Source organism: Streptomyces sp. NPDC051109, from assembly GCF_044455885.1.
Taxonomy (GTDB): Bacteria; Actinomycetota; Actinomycetes; order Streptomycetales; family Streptomycetaceae; genus Streptomyces.
The window spans coordinates 53148-73532 of the sequence record NZ_JBITFF010000012.1 but is presented as its reverse complement, the minus strand read 5'-3'; the positions used below and the strand labels follow the sequence as shown (position 1 = coordinate 73532).

General features: G+C 71.7%; 21 protein-coding genes. 8 read left to right on the top strand and 13 right to left on the bottom strand.

From position 1 onward, the window contains the following. Nucleotides 1-67: 67 nt before the first annotated feature. The 4 genes from cysS to ACIBAD_RS22385 all read right to left on the bottom strand — a co-directional run bounded on the left by cysS (nt 68) and on the right by ACIBAD_RS22385 (nt 3562). A complete protein-coding gene (gene cysS / locus ACIBAD_RS22400) occupies nt 68-1468 on the bottom strand; it encodes a cysteine--tRNA ligase (RefSeq protein ID WP_398908141.1) in 1401 nt (466 codons plus the stop codon). Nucleotides 1469-1587: 119 nt separating this feature from the next. Further along, nucleotides 1588-2097 carry a 2-C-methyl-D-erythritol 2,4-cyclodiphosphate synthase gene (gene ispF / locus ACIBAD_RS22395; RefSeq protein ID WP_398908140.1) on the bottom strand — a complete coding sequence of 170 codons (510 nt, stop codon included), beginning with the start codon at nt 2095-2097 and terminating at the stop codon, nt 1588-1590. Then, nucleotides 2087-2833, bottom strand: a complete 747-nt coding sequence (gene ispD / locus ACIBAD_RS22390; RefSeq protein WP_134073285.1) for a 2-C-methyl-D-erythritol 4-phosphate cytidylyltransferase — start codon at nt 2831-2833, stop codon at nt 2087-2089. Before ispD ends, ispF begins: the two co-directional genes overlap by 11 nt. Before the next feature lie 246 nt (nt 2834-3079). After that, nucleotides 3080-3562, bottom strand: a complete 483-nt coding sequence (locus ACIBAD_RS22385; RefSeq protein ID WP_003953493.1) for a CarD family transcriptional regulator — start codon at nt 3560-3562, stop codon at nt 3080-3082. Nucleotides 3563-4234: 672 nt separating this feature from the next. On the opposite strand from ACIBAD_RS22385, the gene ACIBAD_RS22380 reads away from it, so the two are divergent. Next, nucleotides 4235-4885, top strand: a complete 651-nt coding sequence (locus ACIBAD_RS22380) for a DUF461 domain-containing protein (RefSeq protein ID WP_398908139.1) — start codon at nt 4235-4237, stop codon at nt 4883-4885. Between the two features lie 155 nt (nt 4886-5040). On the opposite strand, the gene ACIBAD_RS22375 is transcribed toward ACIBAD_RS22380, so the two are convergent. Further along, nucleotides 5041-5721, bottom strand: coding sequence for a response regulator transcription factor (locus ACIBAD_RS22375; protein ID WP_007265514.1), 681 nt, complete (start codon nt 5719-5721; stop codon nt 5041-5043). Between the two features lie 52 nt (nt 5722-5773). After that, nucleotides 5774-7000: a sensor histidine kinase gene (locus tag ACIBAD_RS22370; protein WP_398908138.1), complete on the bottom strand. Its 1227-nt coding sequence runs from the start codon at nt 6998-7000 to the stop codon at nt 5774-5776. A 216-nt stretch (nt 7001-7216) separates the two neighbouring features. Between ACIBAD_RS22370 and phoU the strand changes: the two genes are divergently transcribed. Together phoU and ACIBAD_RS22360 are read left to right on the top strand one after the other, a co-directional pair. Then, the gene (gene phoU / locus ACIBAD_RS22365; protein WP_053693399.1) at nt 7217-7894 is read left to right on the top strand and encodes a phosphate signaling complex protein PhoU; all 678 of its coding nucleotides are present in this window, start codon (nt 7217-7219) and stop codon (nt 7892-7894) included. 120 nt (nt 7895-8014) lie between these two features. Continuing rightward, entirely contained in the window at nt 8015-8167 is a 153-nt protein-coding gene (locus ACIBAD_RS22360; RefSeq protein ID WP_199809224.1) for a hypothetical protein, read from the top strand. A gap of 124 nt (nt 8168-8291) precedes the next feature. Here the strand turns inward: ACIBAD_RS22360 and ACIBAD_RS22355 are convergent, their stop codons facing one another. After that, entirely contained in the window at nt 8292-9188 is an 897-nt protein-coding gene (locus ACIBAD_RS22355) for a hypothetical protein (protein ID WP_166682080.1), read from the bottom strand. A 611-nt stretch (nt 9189-9799) separates the two neighbouring features. Here ACIBAD_RS22355 and ACIBAD_RS22350 point away from each other — a divergent pair. Further along, nucleotides 9800-10345, top strand: a complete 546-nt coding sequence (locus tag ACIBAD_RS22350; RefSeq protein WP_134073279.1) for a hypothetical protein — start codon at nt 9800-9802, stop codon at nt 10343-10345. A gap of 231 nt (nt 10346-10576) precedes the next feature. On the opposite strand, the gene ACIBAD_RS22345 is transcribed toward ACIBAD_RS22350, so the two are convergent. Further along, on the bottom strand, nt 10577-11338 hold the full coding sequence (locus ACIBAD_RS22345; RefSeq protein ID WP_134073277.1) for a phosphoglyceromutase: 762 nt from the start codon (nt 11336-11338) through the stop codon (nt 10577-10579). A 174-nt stretch (nt 11339-11512) separates the two neighbouring features. Between ACIBAD_RS22345 and ACIBAD_RS22340 the strand changes: the two genes are divergently transcribed. Further along, nucleotides 11513-12826, top strand: a complete 1314-nt coding sequence (locus ACIBAD_RS22340) for an MDR family MFS transporter (RefSeq protein ID WP_398908137.1) — start codon at nt 11513-11515, stop codon at nt 12824-12826. Between the two features lie 49 nt (nt 12827-12875). Here ACIBAD_RS22340 and ACIBAD_RS22335 read toward each other — a convergent pair whose 3' ends face one another. Both ACIBAD_RS22335 and mshA read right to left on the bottom strand, forming a co-directional pair. Next, nucleotides 12876-13376, bottom strand: a complete 501-nt coding sequence (locus tag ACIBAD_RS22335; protein WP_398908136.1) for a YbjN domain-containing protein — start codon at nt 13374-13376, stop codon at nt 12876-12878. Then, entirely contained in the window at nt 13369-14751 is a 1383-nt protein-coding gene (gene mshA, locus ACIBAD_RS22330) for a D-inositol-3-phosphate glycosyltransferase (RefSeq protein ID WP_398908135.1), read from the bottom strand. Before mshA ends, ACIBAD_RS22335 begins: the two co-directional genes overlap by 8 nt. A gap of 332 nt (nt 14752-15083) precedes the next feature. Between mshA and ACIBAD_RS22325 the strand changes: the two genes are divergently transcribed. The 3 genes from ACIBAD_RS22325 (at nt 15084) to ACIBAD_RS22315 (ending at nt 18832) form a co-directional block, all read left to right on the top strand. After that, entirely contained in the window at nt 15084-15896 is an 813-nt protein-coding gene (locus ACIBAD_RS22325; RefSeq protein ID WP_134073272.1) for a class I SAM-dependent methyltransferase, read from the top strand. A 290-nt stretch (nt 15897-16186) separates the two neighbouring features. Beyond that, the gene (locus ACIBAD_RS22320; protein ID WP_134073270.1) at nt 16187-17248 is read left to right on the top strand and encodes an NlpC/P60 family protein; all 1062 of its coding nucleotides are present in this window, start codon (nt 16187-16189) and stop codon (nt 17246-17248) included. Between the two features lie 297 nt (nt 17249-17545). Beyond that, nucleotides 17546-18832, top strand: a complete 1287-nt coding sequence (locus ACIBAD_RS22315) for a PP2C family protein-serine/threonine phosphatase (RefSeq protein WP_398908134.1) — start codon at nt 17546-17548, stop codon at nt 18830-18832. A 63-nt stretch (nt 18833-18895) separates the two neighbouring features. On the opposite strand, the gene ACIBAD_RS22310 is transcribed toward ACIBAD_RS22315, so the two are convergent. From ACIBAD_RS22310 to ACIBAD_RS22300, 3 genes are all read right to left on the bottom strand, one after another. Further along, a complete protein-coding gene (locus ACIBAD_RS22310; RefSeq protein ID WP_030157060.1) occupies nt 18896-19243 on the bottom strand; it encodes a DUF2516 family protein in 348 nt (115 codons plus the stop codon). A 123-nt stretch (nt 19244-19366) separates the two neighbouring features. Further along, the gene (locus tag ACIBAD_RS22305; protein WP_134073266.1) at nt 19367-19936 is read right to left on the bottom strand and encodes a hypothetical protein; all 570 of its coding nucleotides are present in this window, start codon (nt 19934-19936) and stop codon (nt 19367-19369) included. Nucleotides 19937-19962: 26 nt separating this feature from the next. Further along, on the bottom strand, nt 19963-20373 hold the full coding sequence (locus ACIBAD_RS22300; protein WP_037836293.1) for a helix-turn-helix domain-containing protein: 411 nt from the start codon (nt 20371-20373) through the stop codon (nt 19963-19965). Between the last annotated feature and the right edge of the window lie 12 nt (nt 20374-20385).

The following is a 20385-nucleotide window of genomic DNA, read 5'->3' as shown; positions in this document are numbered from 1 at the left end:
TACGTATGAAGAGTGTGCCGCCCGGAGCGCCGGGCGGCACAGTCGGACTGCTCCGGGTGCCGGGGGCTCAGCGCGGGCCGAGCGACCAGCGCGGTCCCGTGGGGCTGTCCTCGATGACCAGGCCCGACTGCTGGAGCTGGTCGCGAATGGCGTCGGCGGTCGCCCAGTCCTTGCGGGCCCGGGCGGACTCGCGCTGCTCCAGGACGAGGCGTACGAGGGTGTCGACGGCGCCGTGGAGGTCCTCGCCGCGGTCGGACTCCCCGGCCCAGTGCGGGTCGAGGGGGTCCAGGCCGAGGACGCCGAGCATGGCCCGCACCTCGGACAGCCGGGCGATGGCGGCGTCCTTGTCGTCGGCGGCGAGGGCGCTGTTGCCCTGGCGGACCGTGGTGTGGACGATGGCGAGCGCCTGCGGCACGCCCAGGTCGTCGTCCATGGCCTCGGCGAAGGCGGGCGGGACCTCGGACGCCGGGTCGACGGTCTTGCCGGCCTTCTCGATGACGCGCTGGTAGAAGCCCTCGATGCGCGCGAAGGCGGACTCGGCCTCGCGCAGCGACTCCTCGCTGTACTCGATCATCGAGCGGTAGTGCGGGGTGCCGAGGTAGTAGCGCAGGACGATGGGGCGCCAGGCCTTGACCATCTCGGAGACGAGCACCGAGTTGCCCAGCGACTTCGACATCTTCTCGCCGGACATGGTGACCCAGGCGTTGTGCACCCAGTACTGCGCGAACGCGTCGCCGAAGGCCTTCGCCTGGGCGATCTCGTTCTCGTGGTGCGGGAAGATCAGGTCGATTCCGCCGCCGTGGATGTCGAAGGCGCCGCCGAGGTACTTGTGCGCCATCGCGGAGCATTCGAGGTGCCAGCCGGGACGCCCGCGGCCCCACGGGGTCTCCCAGTCGGGCTCCCCGGGCTTGGTGGCCTTCCACATGGCGAAGTCGCGGGGGTCGCGCTTGCCGGTGATGCCGTGCTCGGTGGGCTGGCGCAGGTCGTCGATGTCCTGGTTGGACAGCTCCAGGTAGCCCGGGAACGAGCGCACGTCGAAGTAGACGCTGCCGTCGGCCTCGTACGCGTGGCCGCGCTCGATGAGCCCGCGCATCATCTCGATCATCTCGGGCACGTGGCCGGTGGCGCGCGGCTCGTACGTGGGCGGGAGGCAGCCGAGGGCGGTGTAGCCGTCGTTGAAGGCCCGCTCGTTGTCGTAGCCGATGGACCACCAGGGGCGGCCCTGGAGCTCGGCCTTCGCGATGATCTTGTCGTCGATGTCGGTGACGTTGCGGACGAAGGTGACGTCGAGGCCCCGGTACTCGAACCAGCGCCGCATGATGTCGAAGTTCAGGCCGGAGCGGATGTGCCCGATGTGCGGGGCCGCCTGGACGGTGGCGCCACAGAGGTAGATCGAGACGCAGCCCGGAACGAGCGGGGTGAAGTCGCGGATCTGCCGGGCGCTGGTGTCGTACAGGCGAATAGTCACGGCATCCAGGGTAGTGGGCCCGTAGCAGTGCCCCGCGACCCTTTCGGGACGCGGGGGTGCTTTGTTGCCGAAGCGGTGTGGTCCGGGGGCGGTCCGGAGGCTGATCCGCCGGGCGTTCCTCAGGGGTTGGTCCGGTACACCAGTGCGGTGGCGATGGCGGCGAGGCCTTCCGCGCGGCCGGTGAGGCCGAGGCCGTCCGTGGTGGTGCCGGAGACGGAGACCGGGGCTCCGGCGGCCGCGGCCAGCGCCTTCTGGGCTTCCTCGCGCCGCTTGCCGATCTTCGGGCGTACGCCGATCACCTGGATGGCGATGTTGCCGATCTCGAAGCCCTCGGCGCGGACGATGCGGGCGGCCTCCGCCAGGAGGGTGACGCCGGCGGCGCCGGACCACTCGGGGCGGGAGGTGCCGAAGTGCGCGCCGAGGTCGCCGACGCCGGCGGCGGAGAAGAGGGCGTCGCAGGCTGCGTGGGCGGCGACGTCGCCGTCGGAGTGCCCGGCGAGTCCGTCCTCGCCCTCCCAGAGCAGCCCGGCGCACCACAGCTCGCGCCCGGCCTCGAAGGCGTGCACGTCGGTGCCGATCCCGACGAGCGGGATAAGCGGGGCGGCGGAACCTGCGGGGCTAGTAGGCATCGGTGGCCCTCCTGCGGGCGAGTACGGCCTCGGCGAGGACCAGGTCGAGCGGGCGGGTGACCTTGAAGGCCTCTTCGTGGCCGGGGACCACCATGACGGTGATGCCGAGCTGTTCCACCATTCCGGCGTCGTCGGTGGCGCCCTCGCCGTTGACGGCGATGGCCTCGTGCGCCCGTACGAGGGTCGCGAGGTCGAAGCCCTGCGGGGTCTGTACGGCGCGCAGCCGGGCCCGCTCGGGGGTGGCGACGACCGGCTCGGCCTCGCCGGGCCTGCCGGGCTCGACCTCCTTGACGGTGTCGGCCAGCGGCAGCGCCGGCACCACTGCGGGCGAGCCGTCGCGTACGGCCTCGACGACGGAGTCGACGGTGTCCACGGGGACGAGCGGGCGGGCCGCGTCGTGGATGAGGACGGAGGTGACGTCCGCGGGGAGCGCGGCGAGGCCGGCGTTCACGGACTCCTGGCGGGTCTCGCCACCGGGGACGACCAGGATCTCGGTCCGGTCGGGGAGCGTGTGCTCGTCGACGAGCCGGCGCACCTCGGCGGCGCCGTCGGACGGGGCCACGACCACCACGAGGGAGACGGCCCGGGAGCGGGCCATCGCGCGGACGGCGTGGATGAGCATGGGGGTGCCGCCGATGGCCCGCAGGGCCTTGGGGGCGCCGGGGCCGAGGCGTACCCCCCGGCCGGCGGCCGGGATCACCGCGGCGGTGCGGTGGGGGCGCGATTCGTCAGACATCAGTAGCTCCGAGCCAGGTTTGTGACTTCGGCCGACATGGGTATGGCCTGAAGGGTGCCGGGTGCGACGCCCTCGCCCCTTCCGTGACGACCGGTCGAGCAGGCTGTCAGGACCCGGCACGCCGGTGGAAAAAGTGCAGAAAAGGTGTGGGTACAGACATGCCGCAGCGCCCGGCAACAGCCCTCTCGTGGAGGAGAGGGCATGTCATCGGGCACCGCGGCACAACTGTGTGAAGGATTTCCCGCGTCAGGACGCGAGAACCTCGTCGAGGAGGGCCTCAGCCTTGTCCTCGTTGGTGTTCTCCGCGAGCGCGAGCTCGCTCACCAGGATCTGGCGCGCCTTCGCGAGCATGCGCTTCTCGCCCGCGGAAAGCCCGCGCTCACGCTCACGACGCCACAGGTCACGCACCACTTCGGCGACCTTGATGACATCGCCAGAAGCGAGCTTCTCCAGATTTGCCTTGTAGCGCCGGGACCAGTTCGTCGGCTCTTCGGCATACGGTGCACGAAGCACCTCGAAGACCCGGTCCAGCCCGTCCTGGCCGACTACGTCGCGAACGCCGACGAACTCCGCATTGTCCGCAGGCACACGAACCGTCAGGTCGCCCTGGGCGACCTTGAGCACCAAGTAGGTCTTGTCCACGCCTTTGATCTGGCGAGTTTCGATGGCCTCGATCAGCGCGGCCCCGTGATGGGGATAGACCACGGTGTCGCCAACCTTGAACGTCATGTGACAGGTACCCCTTCCGTGGCTATCCAGGGTAACACGAGAACTGACTGTTATGAATGGCGTTTTCGCAGGTCAGGGCACATCTCGGGGCTTGACAACAGCGACAGGAACGTGCTGCGAAGAGCTTCCGGAGGGGGGTATTCGCAGGTCGGAGGCGCTGTGCGGACCGGGCGAAACAGCCACGCTACACCCGGACACGGGTGCCGCCCGTGTGATGTACATCCCGTTTTGCCGGTTTCGAAGCCGGGAAACCGAACTACTCCGTTCGACTGGCGGCCACCCGTACGGAGCGGTTCAGGCCCAATCCGGAATTGATCACCGTGGGCCGTTCGAAGGAATCCCCGAATTGATCACCGGGGGCCCGGCGCGCGATATGCGGGCGGCACATGATCGGCGGATGAACGGCGCGGGAAGTGACAGGAGGAAGGGACGGGAGGAAGGACGGCGGAGGGGTGGGGGAACGGCGGCCGGAAGGGCCGGGCGGACGGCGGGGGGAATGCAAGATCGCGGAGCCGGTGCAGGGCGGCCCGTGCGCTGCGGAGGGTCGGGTGCGGGGGCGGGGCGGCGGCTCGGTAACCTAAGCGCGCTGACACACCCTTAGGGCGGCTTTACCTCGGCCGCTCGGAGACTGCCCACCCTTCCGTTCCGTACGTCCAAGGAGTTGCCGCCGCCGTGAGCCGCAGCCTTCGACGCGGCGCCCTCGCCGCCACCGCCATCGTGTTCTCGATCGCCTCGCTGGCCGCTTGCGGTGCAGGCAACAACGCGGAGACGCTCCAGATCAAGCCGGACAACGCCGCCGTCACCAAGGGCAACATCAAGATCCAGAACGCGCTGGTGATCACCCAGGGCGAGAAGGAGAAGAAGGCCGTCGTTTCCGCGACGCTCTTCAACAACGGCATCAAGCCGCAGACGGTTGACGCCATCACCCTCCCGGGTGGCCGGGGCAAGGTCGTCCTGAAGCCCGCCGAGGGCGCGTCCAAGATCACCGTGCCGGCCGGCGGCTCGGTGGTGCTGGGCGGCAAGGGCAACGCCTCCGCCGTGGTCGAGGGCGGCGACGCCGTGCAGAACGGCAACGCGCAGCCGGTCGTCTTCCAGCTGAGCAACGCGGGTGACGTGGCGATCGACGCCTTCGTCGTCCCGGCCACCGGCATGTACGCGGGCTTCGGCCCGACCGAGGCCCCGATCGCCGCCCCCGGCGCCACCCCCTCGGGCGCGGCCTCCGGCGCCCCGTCGGGCAGCCCGTCCGGCTCCCCGGCCACGACCCCCTCGGGCGCCGCTTCCGGCGCCACGTCGGGTTCCCCCTCGCACAGCGCCGGCCACTGAGCCGACGGCACCACGTACGGAAGGGCCCCGTCCGCCGAAGCGGACGGGGCCCTCTCGTATATGCGTGCGCGGCGGGAGCGGCCCGGCTCGCGGTCTACGGCTCGAACTTGCCGCGCCGGCCTCCGACCGGCCCGGACCACCGCGACACCGCCGGTTTACGGCTCGAACTTGTAGCCCAGGCCGCGGACCGTGACCAGGTAGCGCGGAGCGCCCGGGTCCGGCTCGATCTTGGCGCGCAGGCGCTTGACGTGGACGTCCAGGGTCTTGGTGTCGCCGACGTAGTCGGCGCCCCAGACCCGGTCGATCAGCTGCATGCGGGTCAGTACGCGGCCCGCGTTGCGCAGCAGCATCTCCAGCAGGTCGAACTCCTTCAGCGGGAGGTCCACCTTGGCTCCGGCGACGGTGACCACGTGGCGGTCGACGTCCATCCGTACGGGGCCGGCCTCCAGCGCGGCCGGGGTGACCTCCTCCGGCTCGCCGCGGCGGCGCAGGACCGCGCGGATGCGGGCGACCAGCTCCCGCGAGGAGAAGGGCTTGGTGACGTAGTCGTCGGCTCCTATCTCCAGCCCGACGACCTTGTCGATCTCGCTGTCCTTGGCCGTCACCATGATGACGGGCACGTTCGAGCGGCCGCGCAGCTGCCGGCAGACCTCCGTACCGGGCAGCCCGGGGAGCATCAGGTCGAGGAGGACGAGGTCGGCGCCGTTGCGCTCGAACTCGTCGAGCCCGTCGGGCCCGGTCGCGGCGATCGCGACCTCGAAGCCCTCCTTGCGGAGCATGTAGGACAGGGCGTCGCTGAAGGATTCCTCATCCTCGACGACGAGCACTCGGGTCACGGAAGGACCTCCGGGGCAGGAATGGCTGGCGTGGTTCTTTGGGACACGTGGTTCAGGCGGGGGTGGGGTGGCTCGGTGCGGGGTCGGGCTCCGCGGCGGGGGCGGCCGCGGGTGCAGGTGCCGGAGCGGCTGCTTCCGGCAGGCGCAGGGTGAACGTCGAGCCCTGACCCTCCGAGCTCCATACGGACACCTCCCCGCCGTGAGAGGCCGCTACGTGCTTCACGATCGCAAGGCCGAGACCGGTTCCTCCCGTGGCACGGGAGCGGGCCGGGTCCACGCGGTAGAAGCGCTCGAAGATGCGCTCGCGGTCCTTTTCCGGGATGCCGATGCCCTGGTCGGTCACGGCGATCTCGATCAAGTCTCCCCCAGGTGCCGCGACCTTGCGTCCGGCTATGCCGACGCGGGTGCGGGCGGGGCTGTAGTTGACGGCGTTCTCGACCAGGTTCCCGAGGGCGGCCGCGAGCTGGCCGCGGTTGCCCCAGACGCGCAGGTCGGCGGTGCCGCCCGCGGCCATGGTGATGTGCTTGGAGGACGCCGTGTGGCGGCAGCGGTCGATGGCTTCGGCCACGAGCGTGTCCACCCGTACGGGCTCCGCGTCCTCCAGCGGGTCGTCGTTCTGCACCCGGGAGAGGTCGATGAGCTCCTGCACGAGGTTGATCAGGCGGGTGGCCTCGATCTGCATGCGGCCGGCGAAGCGGCTGACCGCCTCAGGATCGTCGGCGGCGTCCATGACGGCCTCGGACAGCAGGGAGATCGCTCCCACCGGCGTCTTCAGCTCGTGCGACACGTTCGCGACGAAGTCGCGCCGTACGGCCTCGATGCGGCGGGCCTCGGTGAGGTCCTCGACCAGGAGCAGGACCAGCCGTGAGCCGAGCGGGGCGACGCGCGCCGAGACCGCGAGGGCCTCGCCGCGGCCCGTACCTCGCCGGGGCAGGTCGAGCTCGACCTGGCGTATCTCCCCGTCGCGGCGGGTGTCGCGGGCCATGTGGAGCATGGGCTCGACGACCAGTTTGCCGCCGCGTACCAGGCCGAGGGCGTACGCCGCCGAGCTGGCCTTGACCACCGCGTCGCCCTCGTCGAGTACGACGGCGGAGGATCGGAGCACGGAGAGGACGGTGTCCACGCCAGGCGGGAGCACCGCGTTGATGTCGGGGCGCATGGAGCTCCGGGTGGGGCGGGCTTGGTCGCGCTCGCTCCAGCGGAACGCCAGCATCGCGATCACACCGGTGCAAAGACCGGCGATCGCTGCAGCTGCGGTGACCGCCGCGTTCACGTCCATGGATCCAGGTTAAGCAGGCGCGACGGCACTTCCACAGCCGTTCGGGTGGCACCTCGAACAGTCGTCGCCCAGAGTTCACCGTGGCGACGGGGCTGATTCACTTGTGATGCCGGAGTCGGACGCGTTTGCGGCCCACCGTGTCAACGTGGGGGCACGAGGCCGCCCCGGCCCGTCCCACACGGGCAGCAGAGGCAGTAGGCAAGAGAGGGACATCCCATGCGCGACGCGTACCACGAGGAACTGGACTCGATCGGAGAAGGCCTGGTCGAGATGGCACGGCTCGTCGGCTCCGCGATCGGGCGGGCCACGACGTCCATGCTCGACGCCGACCTGAAGCTCGCCGAGAGCGTCATCGCCGCCGACCAGAAGGTGGACGACCTCCAGCACGACCTGGAGGCCCGCGCGATCGCGCTGCTGGCCCGCCAGCAGCCGGTCGCCACCGACCTGCGCATCGTGGTGACCTCGCTGCGCATGTCGGCCGACCTGGAGCGCTCGGGCGACCTGGCCCAGCACGTGGCGAAGCTGGCCCGGCTGCGCTTCCCGGACACCGCCGTACCGCGGGACCTGCACGCGACCATCCTGGAGATGGGGCAGCTCGCGCAGCGCCTGATGGCGAAGGCGGCCGAGGTCATCATCACGAAGGACGTCGACCTGGCCCTCCAGCTGGAGCAGGACGACGACGAGATGGACCAGCTGCACCGCACCCTGTTCCAGCACCTGATGGACGACCGCTGGAAGCACGGCATCGAGACCGCGGTGGACGTGACCCTGCTGGGCCGCTACTACGAGCGCTTCGCGGACCACGCGGTGTCGGTGGCCAAGCGCGTGGTCTACCTGGTGACGGGCGAGCACGCGGACGAGCTGCAGACGCCGACGGTGGTCGACGGAGTCTGAGCCGTTCTGCACCAGTGCGCCGTTGACGCGCCGGTGCGGCTGGGCATGAATGAGGGCGAAGGCAGTAAGAGGCTCTGATAAGCAGCAAGACGCCACGCACGCCGCCTGCGAGGAGGATCCATGCCCGATTCCCCCGTCCCCATCACCCCGGAGCACGAGCAGCAGCAACCGCGGCCTGAACCGCTGAGGCTCCCGCTGCTCGCGGCTTGCGGCTGCGGCTCGGGCTGCGGCTGCGGCTGCCAGTCCGGCGCGCCCTGCCAGTGCGGAGGCTGACCCGGCCGAACCGGGCCGGCGCGGCACCAGCAACGCCAGCAAGGAGAGGCCCCCTGCCCGCGGAGATCCGCAGGCAGGGGGCCTTTCGCGGCCGTTTCGGCTTACTCGGCCTGCTCGGCCGGACCTACCAGAACACGACGAGGTAGCCGTTGCCGCCCACGCCACCGGGGCTGCCGGGGCCGGCCGGGGTGATGCCGCCCGCTCCGCCGCCACCGCCGTTGCCGCCCGAGCCGGTGTTCGTCGGCGGCAGCTGCACGATGCCGTCGACGGCGGCCCCGCCGACGCCGCCCTGGGCGCCGCTCTGACCGTTCGCACCGCTGCGGTTCGTCACGTCGAGGCTGTTGCAGGTGCCGTTGCCGCCGGTGCCGCCCGTACCGGGAGTGCCCGTCGTGGCGGTGCCGCCGCCACCGCCACCACCGCCGGTGCCGCCCGTGGCGCTGAGCTGGACGCCGCCCGAGGAGGTCAGCGTCGTCGGGCTGCCGGTCCCGCCGGTGCCGCCCGGCTGTCCGTTGTTGCCGCCGTCGGCCCCGCCGGGACCGGCGGTTCCGGCCGCGCCGCCGGAGCCCACGTCCACCGTGTAGCTCTGGCCGGGCCTGACCTTGATGACGCACCAGGTGAACCCGCCGGCGCCGCCGCCACCGCCCTGGCCTCCGTTGCCCGTCAGCGGCGCGCTCGCGCCGCCTCCGCCACCGCCTCCGCCGCCTCCGGCGCCCCAGGCCTGGACGTGCACCGAGGTGACGCCCTCGGGCGGCGTGAAGAACCCGTCCGCGGTGAAGTCCCGCAAGCCGTGGATGTTGGTGGGCGCCTGCGGCTCCCGGTGCTCCTTGGGCTCCTTGGGCTGGGGCCGGTCGCCCCCGTCGTGGAGGCCGTCGCTGTCGCCCCCGCCGTGGGGGCCGTCGTACGCGAGTGCGCCGGGTGCCATGGTGAGCAGCTGGCCGGAGAGGGCCACCGCCGCCAGGGCGGAGGCGAGGAGCACCCGGCGGGGGGCACGGGAGCGCTGGGAAACGGGCTTCTGGTTCACGGAGCGATTTCCTTCCCCGCGGCGGGCCGAGGCCCTCGCGGAGGACGAGGGAATGCGGGGCCGGTCGGCCCGCGAGCCCATCGGACCCTCGCCTCCCCTGCTCCGCACCCTGACGGCCCGGAGCTTGGCCCACGCAGGTGACCGGTTGGTCCACCCGAGCGACCAAGATCCCCGACAGGCCCTCCACCTGCTGAAACCAGCAGCGGGTTACAGGCCGCAGACGTCCCTGGACCGCTCTGAGCGGCGCGAACCGGCGTCCACAGGGCCTCTGACCGGTAACCGGTAACCGGTAACCGGGCCTGGTGCCCCTCTCACCTCTCCGCAATGGCCGTCACGACGAAAGGCTTCCGCTCCACGCGGCCGCTTGTCACTTGTCGTCCGCCGCGGTGACGACATCCCCACCTACCCCGGGCGTGAAGACTCGGGGCAAGTGTCAGCGGAGTTCGACCACTGGCAGTTAGTGTCACGACAGTTCGGCCGCCATCCGCCGCCGACGCGAGGGAATCGAATCCCCCCGCATGCCACAGAACAGAAGTACGCCGGGTGCGCATGGAGTTGTGGGCCGCGGAGCACTGAGCGCGCGGCATTGGAAAACTGGTCGGGGAGTGACTATGGAGCTAGTGGATCAACTGCCTGCTCTGCTGGGTGTCGTGATCGGTTCGCTTGGCTCGTATGCCGCGCAGAGCTTGACCGAACGCCGGAAGTGGACGCGGCAGCGGGAGGAGAGGTGGGACGAGAAGCGCTTCGAGACGTACGGCGCCTACGCCAATGCCCTCAAGGCCCAGCTCCGCCTCGCCCAACGCATCGGCGCCGCCCTCGGATTCGCGGACGTGGTCGATCCGTTGCCGCCGACCGAGGGTCTGCCTCTGCTCGCCGATGCCGAGTCTCACCGTGCAACGGAGTGGGAGTCCGTCCTGCTCGTCGGGGACGCAGCGACCATCGCGGCGGCCCGGCGCTGGCACGAGACGATCTGGACCATCGAGTTGCTCATACGAGAGGGGCCGGTCGACGCGGAGAAGTGGACCAAGGTCCATCGGCTGGCAAGTGCGGCGCGTGACGCCTTCTACGAGAGCGCGCGGCGTGACCTCGGAATCAACGGAGCTCCGCCGCCGTCGGGGCAGTGGCCCCGGCAATGGCGGGCTGAACTGTCCGGATGAGCGCTCGAGGGCAGATCGTTCGGCTCGTTCTGGCTCTGTCGATCGGCGAAGAGGCGGATGCGACGCGCTTGAGCCAGCTCCAGATCCGTCTCGCCGACCCCCTGGAGAACCCCTGAAGCGTTCGGACGTCCACCTGGATCCCGCTCACGCTCGGGGCCCGTAGAAGGCCCAGAAGACGAAAGCGCCTCCCACCCGCAAGGTTTCCGCAGGTGGGAGGCATGATCGCAATACCTACTTCTTCTTGCCCTGGTTCTTGACGGCCTCGATGGCGGCGGCCGCGGCGGCCGGGTCGAGGTAGGTGCCGCCCGGCTTGAGGGGCTTGAAGTCGGCGTCCAGCTCGTAGGCGAGCGGGATGCCGGTCGGGATGTTCAGGCCCGCGATGTCGGCGTCGGAGATGCCGTCCAGGTGCTTGACCAGTGCGCGGAGGCTGTTGCCGTGCGCGGCGACCAGGACCGTGCGGCCCGCGAGGAGGTCCGGGACGATGCCGTCGTACCAGTACGGGAGCATGCGGACGACGACGTCCTTCAGACACTCCGTCTTCGGGCGCAGCTCCGGCGGGATGGTCGCGTAGCGCGGGTCCTCGGACTGGGAGAATTCCGTACCGTCCTCAAGGGCCGGCGGCGGGGTGTCGTACGAGCGGCGCCACAGCATGAACTGCTCCTCGCCGAACTCGGCGAGGGTCTGGGCCTTGTCCTTGCCCTGGAGCGCACCGTAGTGGCGCTCGTTCAGACGCCAGGAGCGGTGGACCGGGATCCAGTGGCGGTCGGCGGCCTCAAGCGCCATCTGCGCGGTGCGGATCGCGCGCTTCTGGAGCGAGGTGTGCACGACATCGGGGAGCAGGCCGGCGTCCTTGAGCAGCTCACCGCCGCGGACCGCCTCCTTCTCGCCCTTCTCGTTGAGATTGACGTCCACCCAGCCGGTGAACAGGTTCTTCGCGTTCCACTCGCTCTCGCCGTGGCGGAGGAGGATCAGCTTGTACGGTGCGTCGGCCATGCGTACGAGCCTAATGGACGCGCGGGGGCGCTCGCGCGCGTGTCCACGGCCGCGGGATCGGGCGCGGACCGGCCGTGGATTGACGGTGCGCGTCAATCCAGTGGCCCTCGCGAAGCCCCACCCGTAGGGTGCGGTGAGCAGGAGAGCCACTTACACCACCGGGGGGAATCCGTCATGTCCGTTGCCAGTCTCAGACGGGCGGCGCGCGAGAGCGTGGCCGGCCTCCCCCGCGAGTTCTGGTGGCTGTGGACCAGCACCCTGGTGAACCGGCTCGGGGCCTTCGTCGCCACCTTCATGACCTTGTACCTGACCGTGGAGCGGGGCTATTCGGCCTCCTTCGCGGGACTCGTGGTGGCCCTGCACGGGCTCGGCGGGGTCGTCTCCTCGCTCGGCGCGGGCGTGATGACCGACCGCCTCGGCCGGCGCCCCACGCTGCTGGCGGCCCAGGCCTCGACGGCGTTCTCGGTGGCGCTGCTCGGCTTCATGGAGCACCCGGCCGCGATCGCGGCGGTGGCCCTGCTGGTCGGCATGACCTCGAACGCCTCGCGCCCGGCGGTGCAGGCGATGATGGCGGACATCGTCCGGCCGGAGGACCGGGTCCGCGCCTTCGCGCTGAACTACTGGGCGATCAACCTCGGCTTCGCCGTCTCGGCGACGGCGGCGGGCTTCGTCGCCGAGTACAGCTACCTGGCCGGGTTCCTCGGCGAGGCCGCGCTGACGCTGGTCTGCGCGGTCCTCGTGTACGTGAAGCTGCCGGAGTCGCGGCCGGAGCGGACCGCCGCCGAGCAGGCGGCCGCGGAGCCGGAGATCGGGCTCGGGACGGTGCTGCGGGACAGGCCCTTCATGGGCGTGGTCGGGCTGTCGTTCCTGATCTCGCTGATCTTCACCCAGGGCTCGTTCGGGCTGCCGCTGGCGATGGGCGCGGGCGGGTTCTCCGCCGGGGACTACGGTCTGGTCATCGCGGTCAACGGGGTGCTGATCGTGCTGCTGCAGATCCCGGTCACCCGGTTCCTGGAGAAGCGCGACCCGCAGAAGCTGCTGGTGGCCTCGGCGCTGCTGGCCGGGTACGGGTTCGGGCTGACGGCCTTCGCCGGATCGGTGTGGAGCCTGGGGCTGACGGTCTGCGTGTGGACGCTGGCCGAGATCGTCAACTCCCCGACCCAGATGGGCCTGGTCGCCCGGCTCTCCCCGCTGCACGGGCGCGGCCGCTACCAGGGCATGTACACGATGTCCTGGGCGGTGGCCTCGCTGGTGGCTCCGCTGATGGCCGGCTTCGTGATCGACCGGTGGGGGGCGGGCTGGCTCTGGGCGTCCGTCGCGCTGCTGGGCACGGTGGCGGCGCTGGGCTACTGGCTGCTGATGCGGGGACTGGCGGAGAGCGAGCCCGGGTCCGTGGTCACGGCACCGGCGGCGGCTGCGGCTGCGGCGCCGGTTGCGGCACCGGTTGCGGCGCCGACCGTCCCGGCTGCGGCCGTCGTCGAAGCCTAGAGGAGTCCGCAAAGTCGTCGCGGGCCGGGCGGGACTTCGCGGACACCCCCTACTGGGACGACGCCTGCGAAGGCTGCGTCAGGTGCTTGAAGGCGTCCAGGTTGCGGGTCGGCTCGCCGCGCGAGACGCGCCAGTCGTACTCGCGCCGGATCGCGCTCGCGAAGCCCAGCTCCAGCAGCGTGTTGAACGCGCCGTCCGCCGCCTCCAGGACCGTGCCGAGCAGGCGGTCCAGGTCCTCCGGGGTGACGACCGACAGCGGGAGCCGGGCCGTCAGGTAGATGTCGCCGAGCGGGTCGACCGCGTAGGCCATCCCGTACAGCTTGAGGTTGCGTTCCAGCAGCCAGCGGTGGACGCCCGCCTCGTTCTCGTCGGGGTGGCGGATCACGAACGCGTTGACCGACAGCGAGTGCCGCCCGGCCCGGAGCGAGCAGGTGGTGGACAGCTTGCGCGTGCCGGGGAGCTGGACGACGTACGAACCGGGCTCGGGGCTCTCCCAGCCCAGTCCGGCCTCCGTCAGCGTGCTCTCGATGATCGCGGCGGTGTCAGCCATGGTGGGAGCGTACGCGACGGCGGTGATCATGCATCGCAGCGGTGTACACGTCCGCCGTGCCGCTCGCCGCCGTGTCCCAGCCGAAGAACTGGGCGTGCCGCGCGGCCTCGGCGCCCATCCGGTCCGCGAGCTCCGGCTCGTCGACGAAGCGCCTCAGCTCGCGCGCGTAGTCCACCGGGTCGTGCCCGGGTACGAGGATTCCCGTGACGCCGTCGTTGACGGCGACCGGCAGCCCGCCGACCGAGGCGGCCAGCACCGGGGTGCCGGTCGCCTGGGCCTCGATCGCGACGAGCCCGAAGGACTCGCTGTACGAGGGCATGACCAGCACGGACGCCGCCCGGAACCAGTCGGCGAGCGCGTCCTGGCGGACCGGCGGGTGGAAGTGGACGATGTCGGCGATGCCGAGCCTCGCGGCGAGCTTCTGGAGCCCCTCGGGCTTGGCGAGCCCGCTGCCGCTGGGTCCGCCGACGACCGGGACGAAGAGGCGCCGGCGCAGCGAGGGGTCGCGGTCCACGACCTCGGCGACCGCGCGCAGCAGGATGTCGGGGGCCTTGAGCGGCTGGATCCGGCCGGCGAAGAGCGGGATGACGGCGTCCTGGGGCAGGCCGAGGCGGGCGCGGGCGGCGGCCCGGCCGTCGCCGACGGTGAAGCGGTCGAGGTTCACGCCGGGGTGGACGACGGCCACCTTGCCGGGGTCGGCCTCGTAGTGCCGCACGAGCTCGTCCGCCTCTTCGGTGGTGTTCGCGATGAGCCGGTCGGCGGCGGCCACGATCTGGGTCTCGCCGATGACGCGGGCGGCGGGCTCGGGCGTGTCGCCCTCGGCGAGCGCGGCGTTCTTGACCTTGGCCATGGTGTGCATGGCGTGGACGAGGGGGACGCCCCAGCGCTCGGCGGCGAGCCAGCCGACGTGGCCGGAGAGCCAGTAGTGGGAGTGGACGAGGTCGTAGTAGCCGGGCCGGTGGCCGGCCCAGGCCTGCATGACGCCGTGGGTGAAGGCGCACAGCTGGGCCGGGAGCTCCTCCTTGGCGAGGCCTTCGTACGGGCCCGCGTCCACGTGCCGTACGAGGACCCCGGGGGCCAGCTCGACCGCGGGCGGCAGGCCGCCCTCGGTGGCGCGGGTGAAGATCTCGACCTCGATGTTGATCGCGGCCAGGCGCTTCGCCAGCTCCACGATGTACACGTTCATACCGCCGGCGTCGCCCGTGCCGGGCTGGTGCAGCGGTGAGGTGTGCACGCTGAGCATGGCGACGCGGCGCGGCTTGCGGTGGTGGCCGACGGCCGGCAGGCGCAGCCGCGGCGGATCGTGGCGGGTGCCGCGGGCGGCGGCGATGCGGCCGCCGATGCTGCCGCCGAGGCGGGACACGTACTGGCTCAAGGGAGCAGTTCCTCTCGCTCGGACGACACTCGGACGGCGCGCGGTGGAAGGGGCGGGACCACCGGCGGGACGCGGACAGGGCATGACGGAAGGAGCGCACGGGGCGCCCTTCAAGGAGTGCAACCCGGATGGCCGCGTCCCGCATTCCGGGGGAGCGCGCCTTTTTCCCGGCGTTTGCCCCGGCGGGCCGCGCGAGGGCGCTTTCCGTCAGGTCGGGGCTTTCGCGCCGTGGGGTTTCCGGCCGCGGGGGTGCCGTGGGGGTTCCTGCCGTGGGGGATCCCGGCCGCGGGGGCGTTTTCATCCGGTGGGTGCCCTCCGCTTACGCTCGGCGCATGTCCTCCCGCTCCGCCGCCCCGCCCCCGCGCCGCCCCGTGGGCACGGTGACGCGCGGGACGACGAATCCGAACCGGCTGCGCCGGATGGACCGCTGGATCGCGGCCGTGCACGGCCCGGTGCTGCGGCGCTCGGAGGCGCCGGTCGCGGTGGACCTCGGCTACGGGGCCGCGCCGTGGACGGCGGTGGAGCTGCTGGCCCGGCTGCGGGAGGCGGCGCCGCGGGTGCGGGTGGTCGGCATCGAGATCGAGCCGGCGCGGGTCGCCGGGGCGAAGCCGTACGAGTGCGAGGGGCTGAGCTTCCGGCACGGCGGGTTCGAGGTGCCGCTGGAGGGCGGGGCCCGGCCGACGCTGATCCGCGCGGCGAACGTACTGCGCCAGTACGACGAGGAGCAGGTGGCCGCGGTGTGGGAGCGGCTGTGCGCCCGGCTGACCCCGGACGGGCTGCTCGTCGAGGGCACCTGTGACGAGATCGGACGGCGCCACGTGTGGGTCGCGTTGGGGCCAGAGGGGGCGCGCACGGTGACGTTCGCGACCCGGCTGGGATCCCTGGAGCGTCCCTCGGACCTGGCGGAGCGGCTGCCGAAGGCACTCATCCACCGCAATGTGCCGGGGGAACCGGTGCACGCGTTCCTGCGCGACTTCGACCGCGCGTGGGCGGCGGCCGCCCCGTACGCCTCGTACGGCGCGCGGCAGCGCTGGATCCGGACGGCGCGGGCGCTGGCCGCGGACTGGCCGCTGGCGGACGGGCCGGGGCGGTGGCGGCAGGGGGAACTCACGGTGCGCTGGGAGGCGTTGCGCCCGGCGGGGTGAATGTGGCGCGGCGGGGAACCGGTTGCCGGGGTGGCCCGTTGAGTCGTCGGGGATGGATGTGGGGGACTGGGCGGGGCCGGTGGCCGGGGCCGGGGCGAAGCCGTGACCGGGCCGAGCCGGGCGGGCCCGAGCCGGGCCGGGCCGGGCCAGGACGAGGTCCAAGATCGGGACGCCATCCGCGAGGGTGTTGGAATTCACCCACTCGTGGCACCATCCCGAGGGCAGGACAAAGTTACTGATGAATAGTCAGATCTGATACCGGATCCGACTCGGGGCACCTTGGGGGGGCCATGGGGACCGTGGAGCGCAGGCGAAGGAGGGGCGCGTCCGCTCTCACGCTGCTGTGTGCGACGGCGCTGTTGGCGGTATCGGCCCTGACGGGCGTGGCCCAGGCGGCGCCGATGCCCGAGCCCGGCGCCAAGTCCCTTGAGCAGGTGCGCCAGGAGATCGACGAGCTGTACCGCCAGGCGGGCACGGCGACGGACGCGTACAACCTCGCGGAGAGCGAGGCCAAGGCGCAGTCCGCCAAGATCGTCGAGATCGCCAAGCAGGTGGTGGCCGGCCAGGACCGGATCACGGCACTGAAGAACCGCGCGGGGGCCGCCGCGCGCGCCCAGTACCGCTCGGGCGGGATGCCGGCCGGCGCCCAACTGGCGCTGAGCGACAGCCCGGGCCAGTTCCTCGACGGGGCGGACCGGATCCGCCAGGGCGAGAAGGCGACCACGGACCTGCTGTCCGAAATGAACCGCACGCAGAGCGACTTGCAGCAGTACGCGAAGGACGCGAGCGCGCAGTGGGAGAAGCTCGAAGCCAACCGGATCAAGCAGGAGACCTCGAAGAAGCAGATCGAGGAGAAGATCAAGTCGGCCGAGTCGCTGGAGAGCAAGCTGGAGGCCGAGGAGAAGGCCCGGCTGATCCAGCTGGAGCAGGAAGCCCAGTACAAGGCCCAGACGGCGTGGCTCTCGACGGGCGTGCTGAAGGCGATCAACAGCTCGGCGTCGGAGTCGGGGAAGAAGGCGGTCCAGTACGCCACGGCGCAGATGGGCAAGCCGTACGTGTGGGGCGCCGAGGGCCCGGACTCGTTCGACTGCTCCGGCCTCACCTCGCAGGCCTGGCGGGCGGCCGGCAAGGGCATCCCGCGCACCTCGCAGGAGCAGCTGCGGCTGCTGCCGAAGGTCGCGATCAAGGACATGCGTCCGGGTGACCTGATCATCTACTTCGACGACGCCAGCCACGTCGGGATGTACATCGGCGACGGCGCGATGATCCACGCCCCCCGCCCGGGCCGCAACGTCACCCTGGCCGGAGCCGGCTCGATGCCGATCAAGGCAGTGGTCCGCCCCGACGCGTAACCGCTGTCCGCGGCCGCTGCAGGCCCGGAGCCGGCCCGCAGGGGCGCGGCTCCGGAGCACGGGCCCGGGCCCGGCGGTGAGGGAACCCCGGAGGGTCGGGCTGCGTCTCGTTGGTCGGGACGGCGATGGCGTACGCCGTGACGTTTCTCATTCAGTGGGCACTCAGTGAGGCGGACTTTCCCCCGCGATAACGGCATATGACAGCGGCCCGGGCCCAGAACGCCATTCCGTTCTCCAGCCACGGCCCGCTAGGGTCTGCCGGACGCACCCTCGGGGGGAGGGAAGGAACCGGAGACGATGGCCGTACCCGTACCGCGGCAGAGGGACACCCCCGCCACGGAGAGCGCTCAGGCAACCCCGCCGCCAGCCGCGCCCGCCCCCGCACCCCAGGCGTCCCTGACCCTGCTGGTGATCGAGGACGACCCCGCAGGCGGCCTCACCGTCCCCGAGATCCTCGACGCCGACCGGCACCGCATCCGCCTCCGCACCGCCCGCAACCTCACCGAGGCCGCGCGCCTGCTCACCCCCGACGTGCACTGCATCCTGCTCGACCTCTCCCTCCCCGCCGCCGGATCCACGACGGCGGGCGGCGGGCGCACCACCGTCGTCGACCAGTTGGACACGCTCCGCGAGGTGCTCCGGATCGCGCCCCGCCACGCCGTCCTCGTCCTCACCGCCGAGGCGGACGCCGAGCGCGCCGCCGAGGCCGTACGGGTCGGCGCGCAGGACTTCCTCTTCCGCGACGAGCTCGACGGCCGCCTGCTGAGCCGGGCGATCCGCTACGCCGTGGAGAGAAAGCGCGCGGACATCGCCCAGTACAAGCTCGCAGAATCGAAACTTCGGGCCCAGGAGAACGCCCGCCTGGAGCGGGGCCTGCTCCCCAACCCCCTCCTCGAAGGCTCCGATCTCCGCTTCGCCGCCCGCTACCGCCCCGGCCGCAGCCGCGCCCTCCTCGGCGGGGACTTCTACGACACCGTCCGCACCCCCGACGGCACCGTCCACGCCATGATCGGCGACGTCTGCGGCCACGGCCCCGACGAGGCCGCCCTCGGCGTCGAGCTCCGCATCGCCTGGCGCGCCCTGACCCTGGCCGGCCTCTGCGGCGACGACCTGCTGTCGACCCTCCAGGAGGTCCTGGAGGTGGAGCGCCCCGGCGACGAGATCTTCGCGACCCTGTGCACGGTCGACATCTCCCCCGACGGCCGCCGCGCCGGCCTGTGCCTGGCCGGCCATCCGGCCCCGCTGATATCCCGGCCGGGCCGTCGCGCGCAGCTCCTCCCGTACGAGAACAGCGGCCCGGCGCTCGGCCTGCTGCCCAAGGCCCGCTGGCCGCGCCGCCAGGTCGAGCTGGGCGGCAGCTGGAGCCTGATGCTCTACACCGACGGCCTGATCGAGGGCCGCATCGGCGAGGGCAAGGAGCGGCTGGGGCAGGACGGCATGGTCGAGATGATCAACCGGCACCTCGACCGCGGACTGAGCGGCGAGGGCCTGCTGGAGGCCGCTGTCACCGAGGCCAGACGCCTCAACGGCGGCGAGCTCACCGACGACGTGGCCGTGGTGCTGCTCTCGCGCAACGAATCCTGACGGGTCCGGCGACGGCCGGCGCACCCGCCGCTGTCGGTGTCCGCCGCTCAGGGCCCGCCGTCGTCAGCGCCCGCCGTTGTACGGGCCGTACGGACCGTCGCTGCTGCTCCCGCCGCTGCGCCGGCCGCCCCGGCCGCCGCCCGAGACCTGCTTGAGGGCCGGGCGCACGTCGACGAAGAACACGATGGTGGCCACGAGGCCTGCGATCTCCAGGAACAGCATTCCCAGGAAGAAGTCCACCAGGACGGTGACCCCGAGGATGACCAGCCAGAACGTCTTGGTCTGCTTGTCGGCGGCGCGGTACGCGTCCTCGCGCGCCAGCAGCGCGAAGACGAAGGCCACGACGGCGAGTGCCAGCATGGCGAACCCGAGCAACGGAAGCACTCCGTTATCGAACCCGTTCATCAACATCGCCTGACCGCCTTCTCACGCTTGCACGCCTGATGCCGCCTGCCCCCACGCTACCGGCAGTGCGGCCCCCGCAAACCACAACGGGCCGGACACCGCACTGGTGCCCGGCCCGCCGTCACGTAATCAGCTCTCGTCGCCGACGGCGACCGCAGCCTTCTTCACGTTGTTCTTGCGCGCCGTGCCCCGCCGGGCGGCGGGCTTCTCGTCGGCCGAGGAGTCGGCGGCGGGCTCCGCCGCGGCCTCCCGCTCCTGCTCCGACTTGGGCTCGACGGCGACCGCGATGTCGACGATCTCCTCGGAGACCTCGCCGCGCCACGTCCGTACGGCCTGCTCGCCGTGCTCGGCGACCTTGTCGTACGTCTCCTTGGCGCGCACCGCGTACTCGGCGGCCACACCGACCCCGCGCAGCGCCAGGTCCTGCGCGCTCTCCCCGATCTTCTTCGGGTCGATCGCGGTCAGCACCTCGGCGAACTTGGCGGCGACCGCCTCCTGCGCCTCGCGCGCCTTCTCCTGCACGATCTTCGGGTCGGTGTTCTTCACGGCCTCGATGCGCGCGGGGGCTTCGGCGCGCAGCTGCTCGATGAGCCCGGGCACCTTCTTGGCCTGCTGCACCGCGAGGTCGGCGGTGCCGGCGGCGAAGTAGAGCGGCGTCGGGTCGGTGAGGGTCTTCTTCAGGTCATCGGCGATGGCCATGGTGGCTGGTCCTCCCGGATCACAGTTCAGTTCGTTGGGTGCATCGCGTCGTCCCCGCCGGACGGGTCGGACGGATCGGCCGGGTCGGCCTCGGCAGCGTTCTCCTTGCGGAAGGAGTCGTAGATCTGGAGCAGCACCTGCTTCTGCCGCTCGTTGATGGACGGGTCGCCGAGTATGACGGCCCGCGTCTCGACCTCGTCGCGATCGCGCTCGTCGAGGATCCCGGCCTGCACGTACAGCGTCTCCGCGGAGATCCGCAGCGCCTTGGCCAGCTGCTGGAGGATGTCCGCGCTCGGCTTGCGCAGCCCGCGCTCGATCTGGCTCAGGTACGGATTCGACACCCCCGCAGCGTCGGCCAGCTGCCGCAGCGAAAGCTGGGCCTGCCGCCGCTGCTCGCGGAGGTATTCGCCGAGATTTCCGACGTTGAGCGATGCCATGCCCCGATCCTG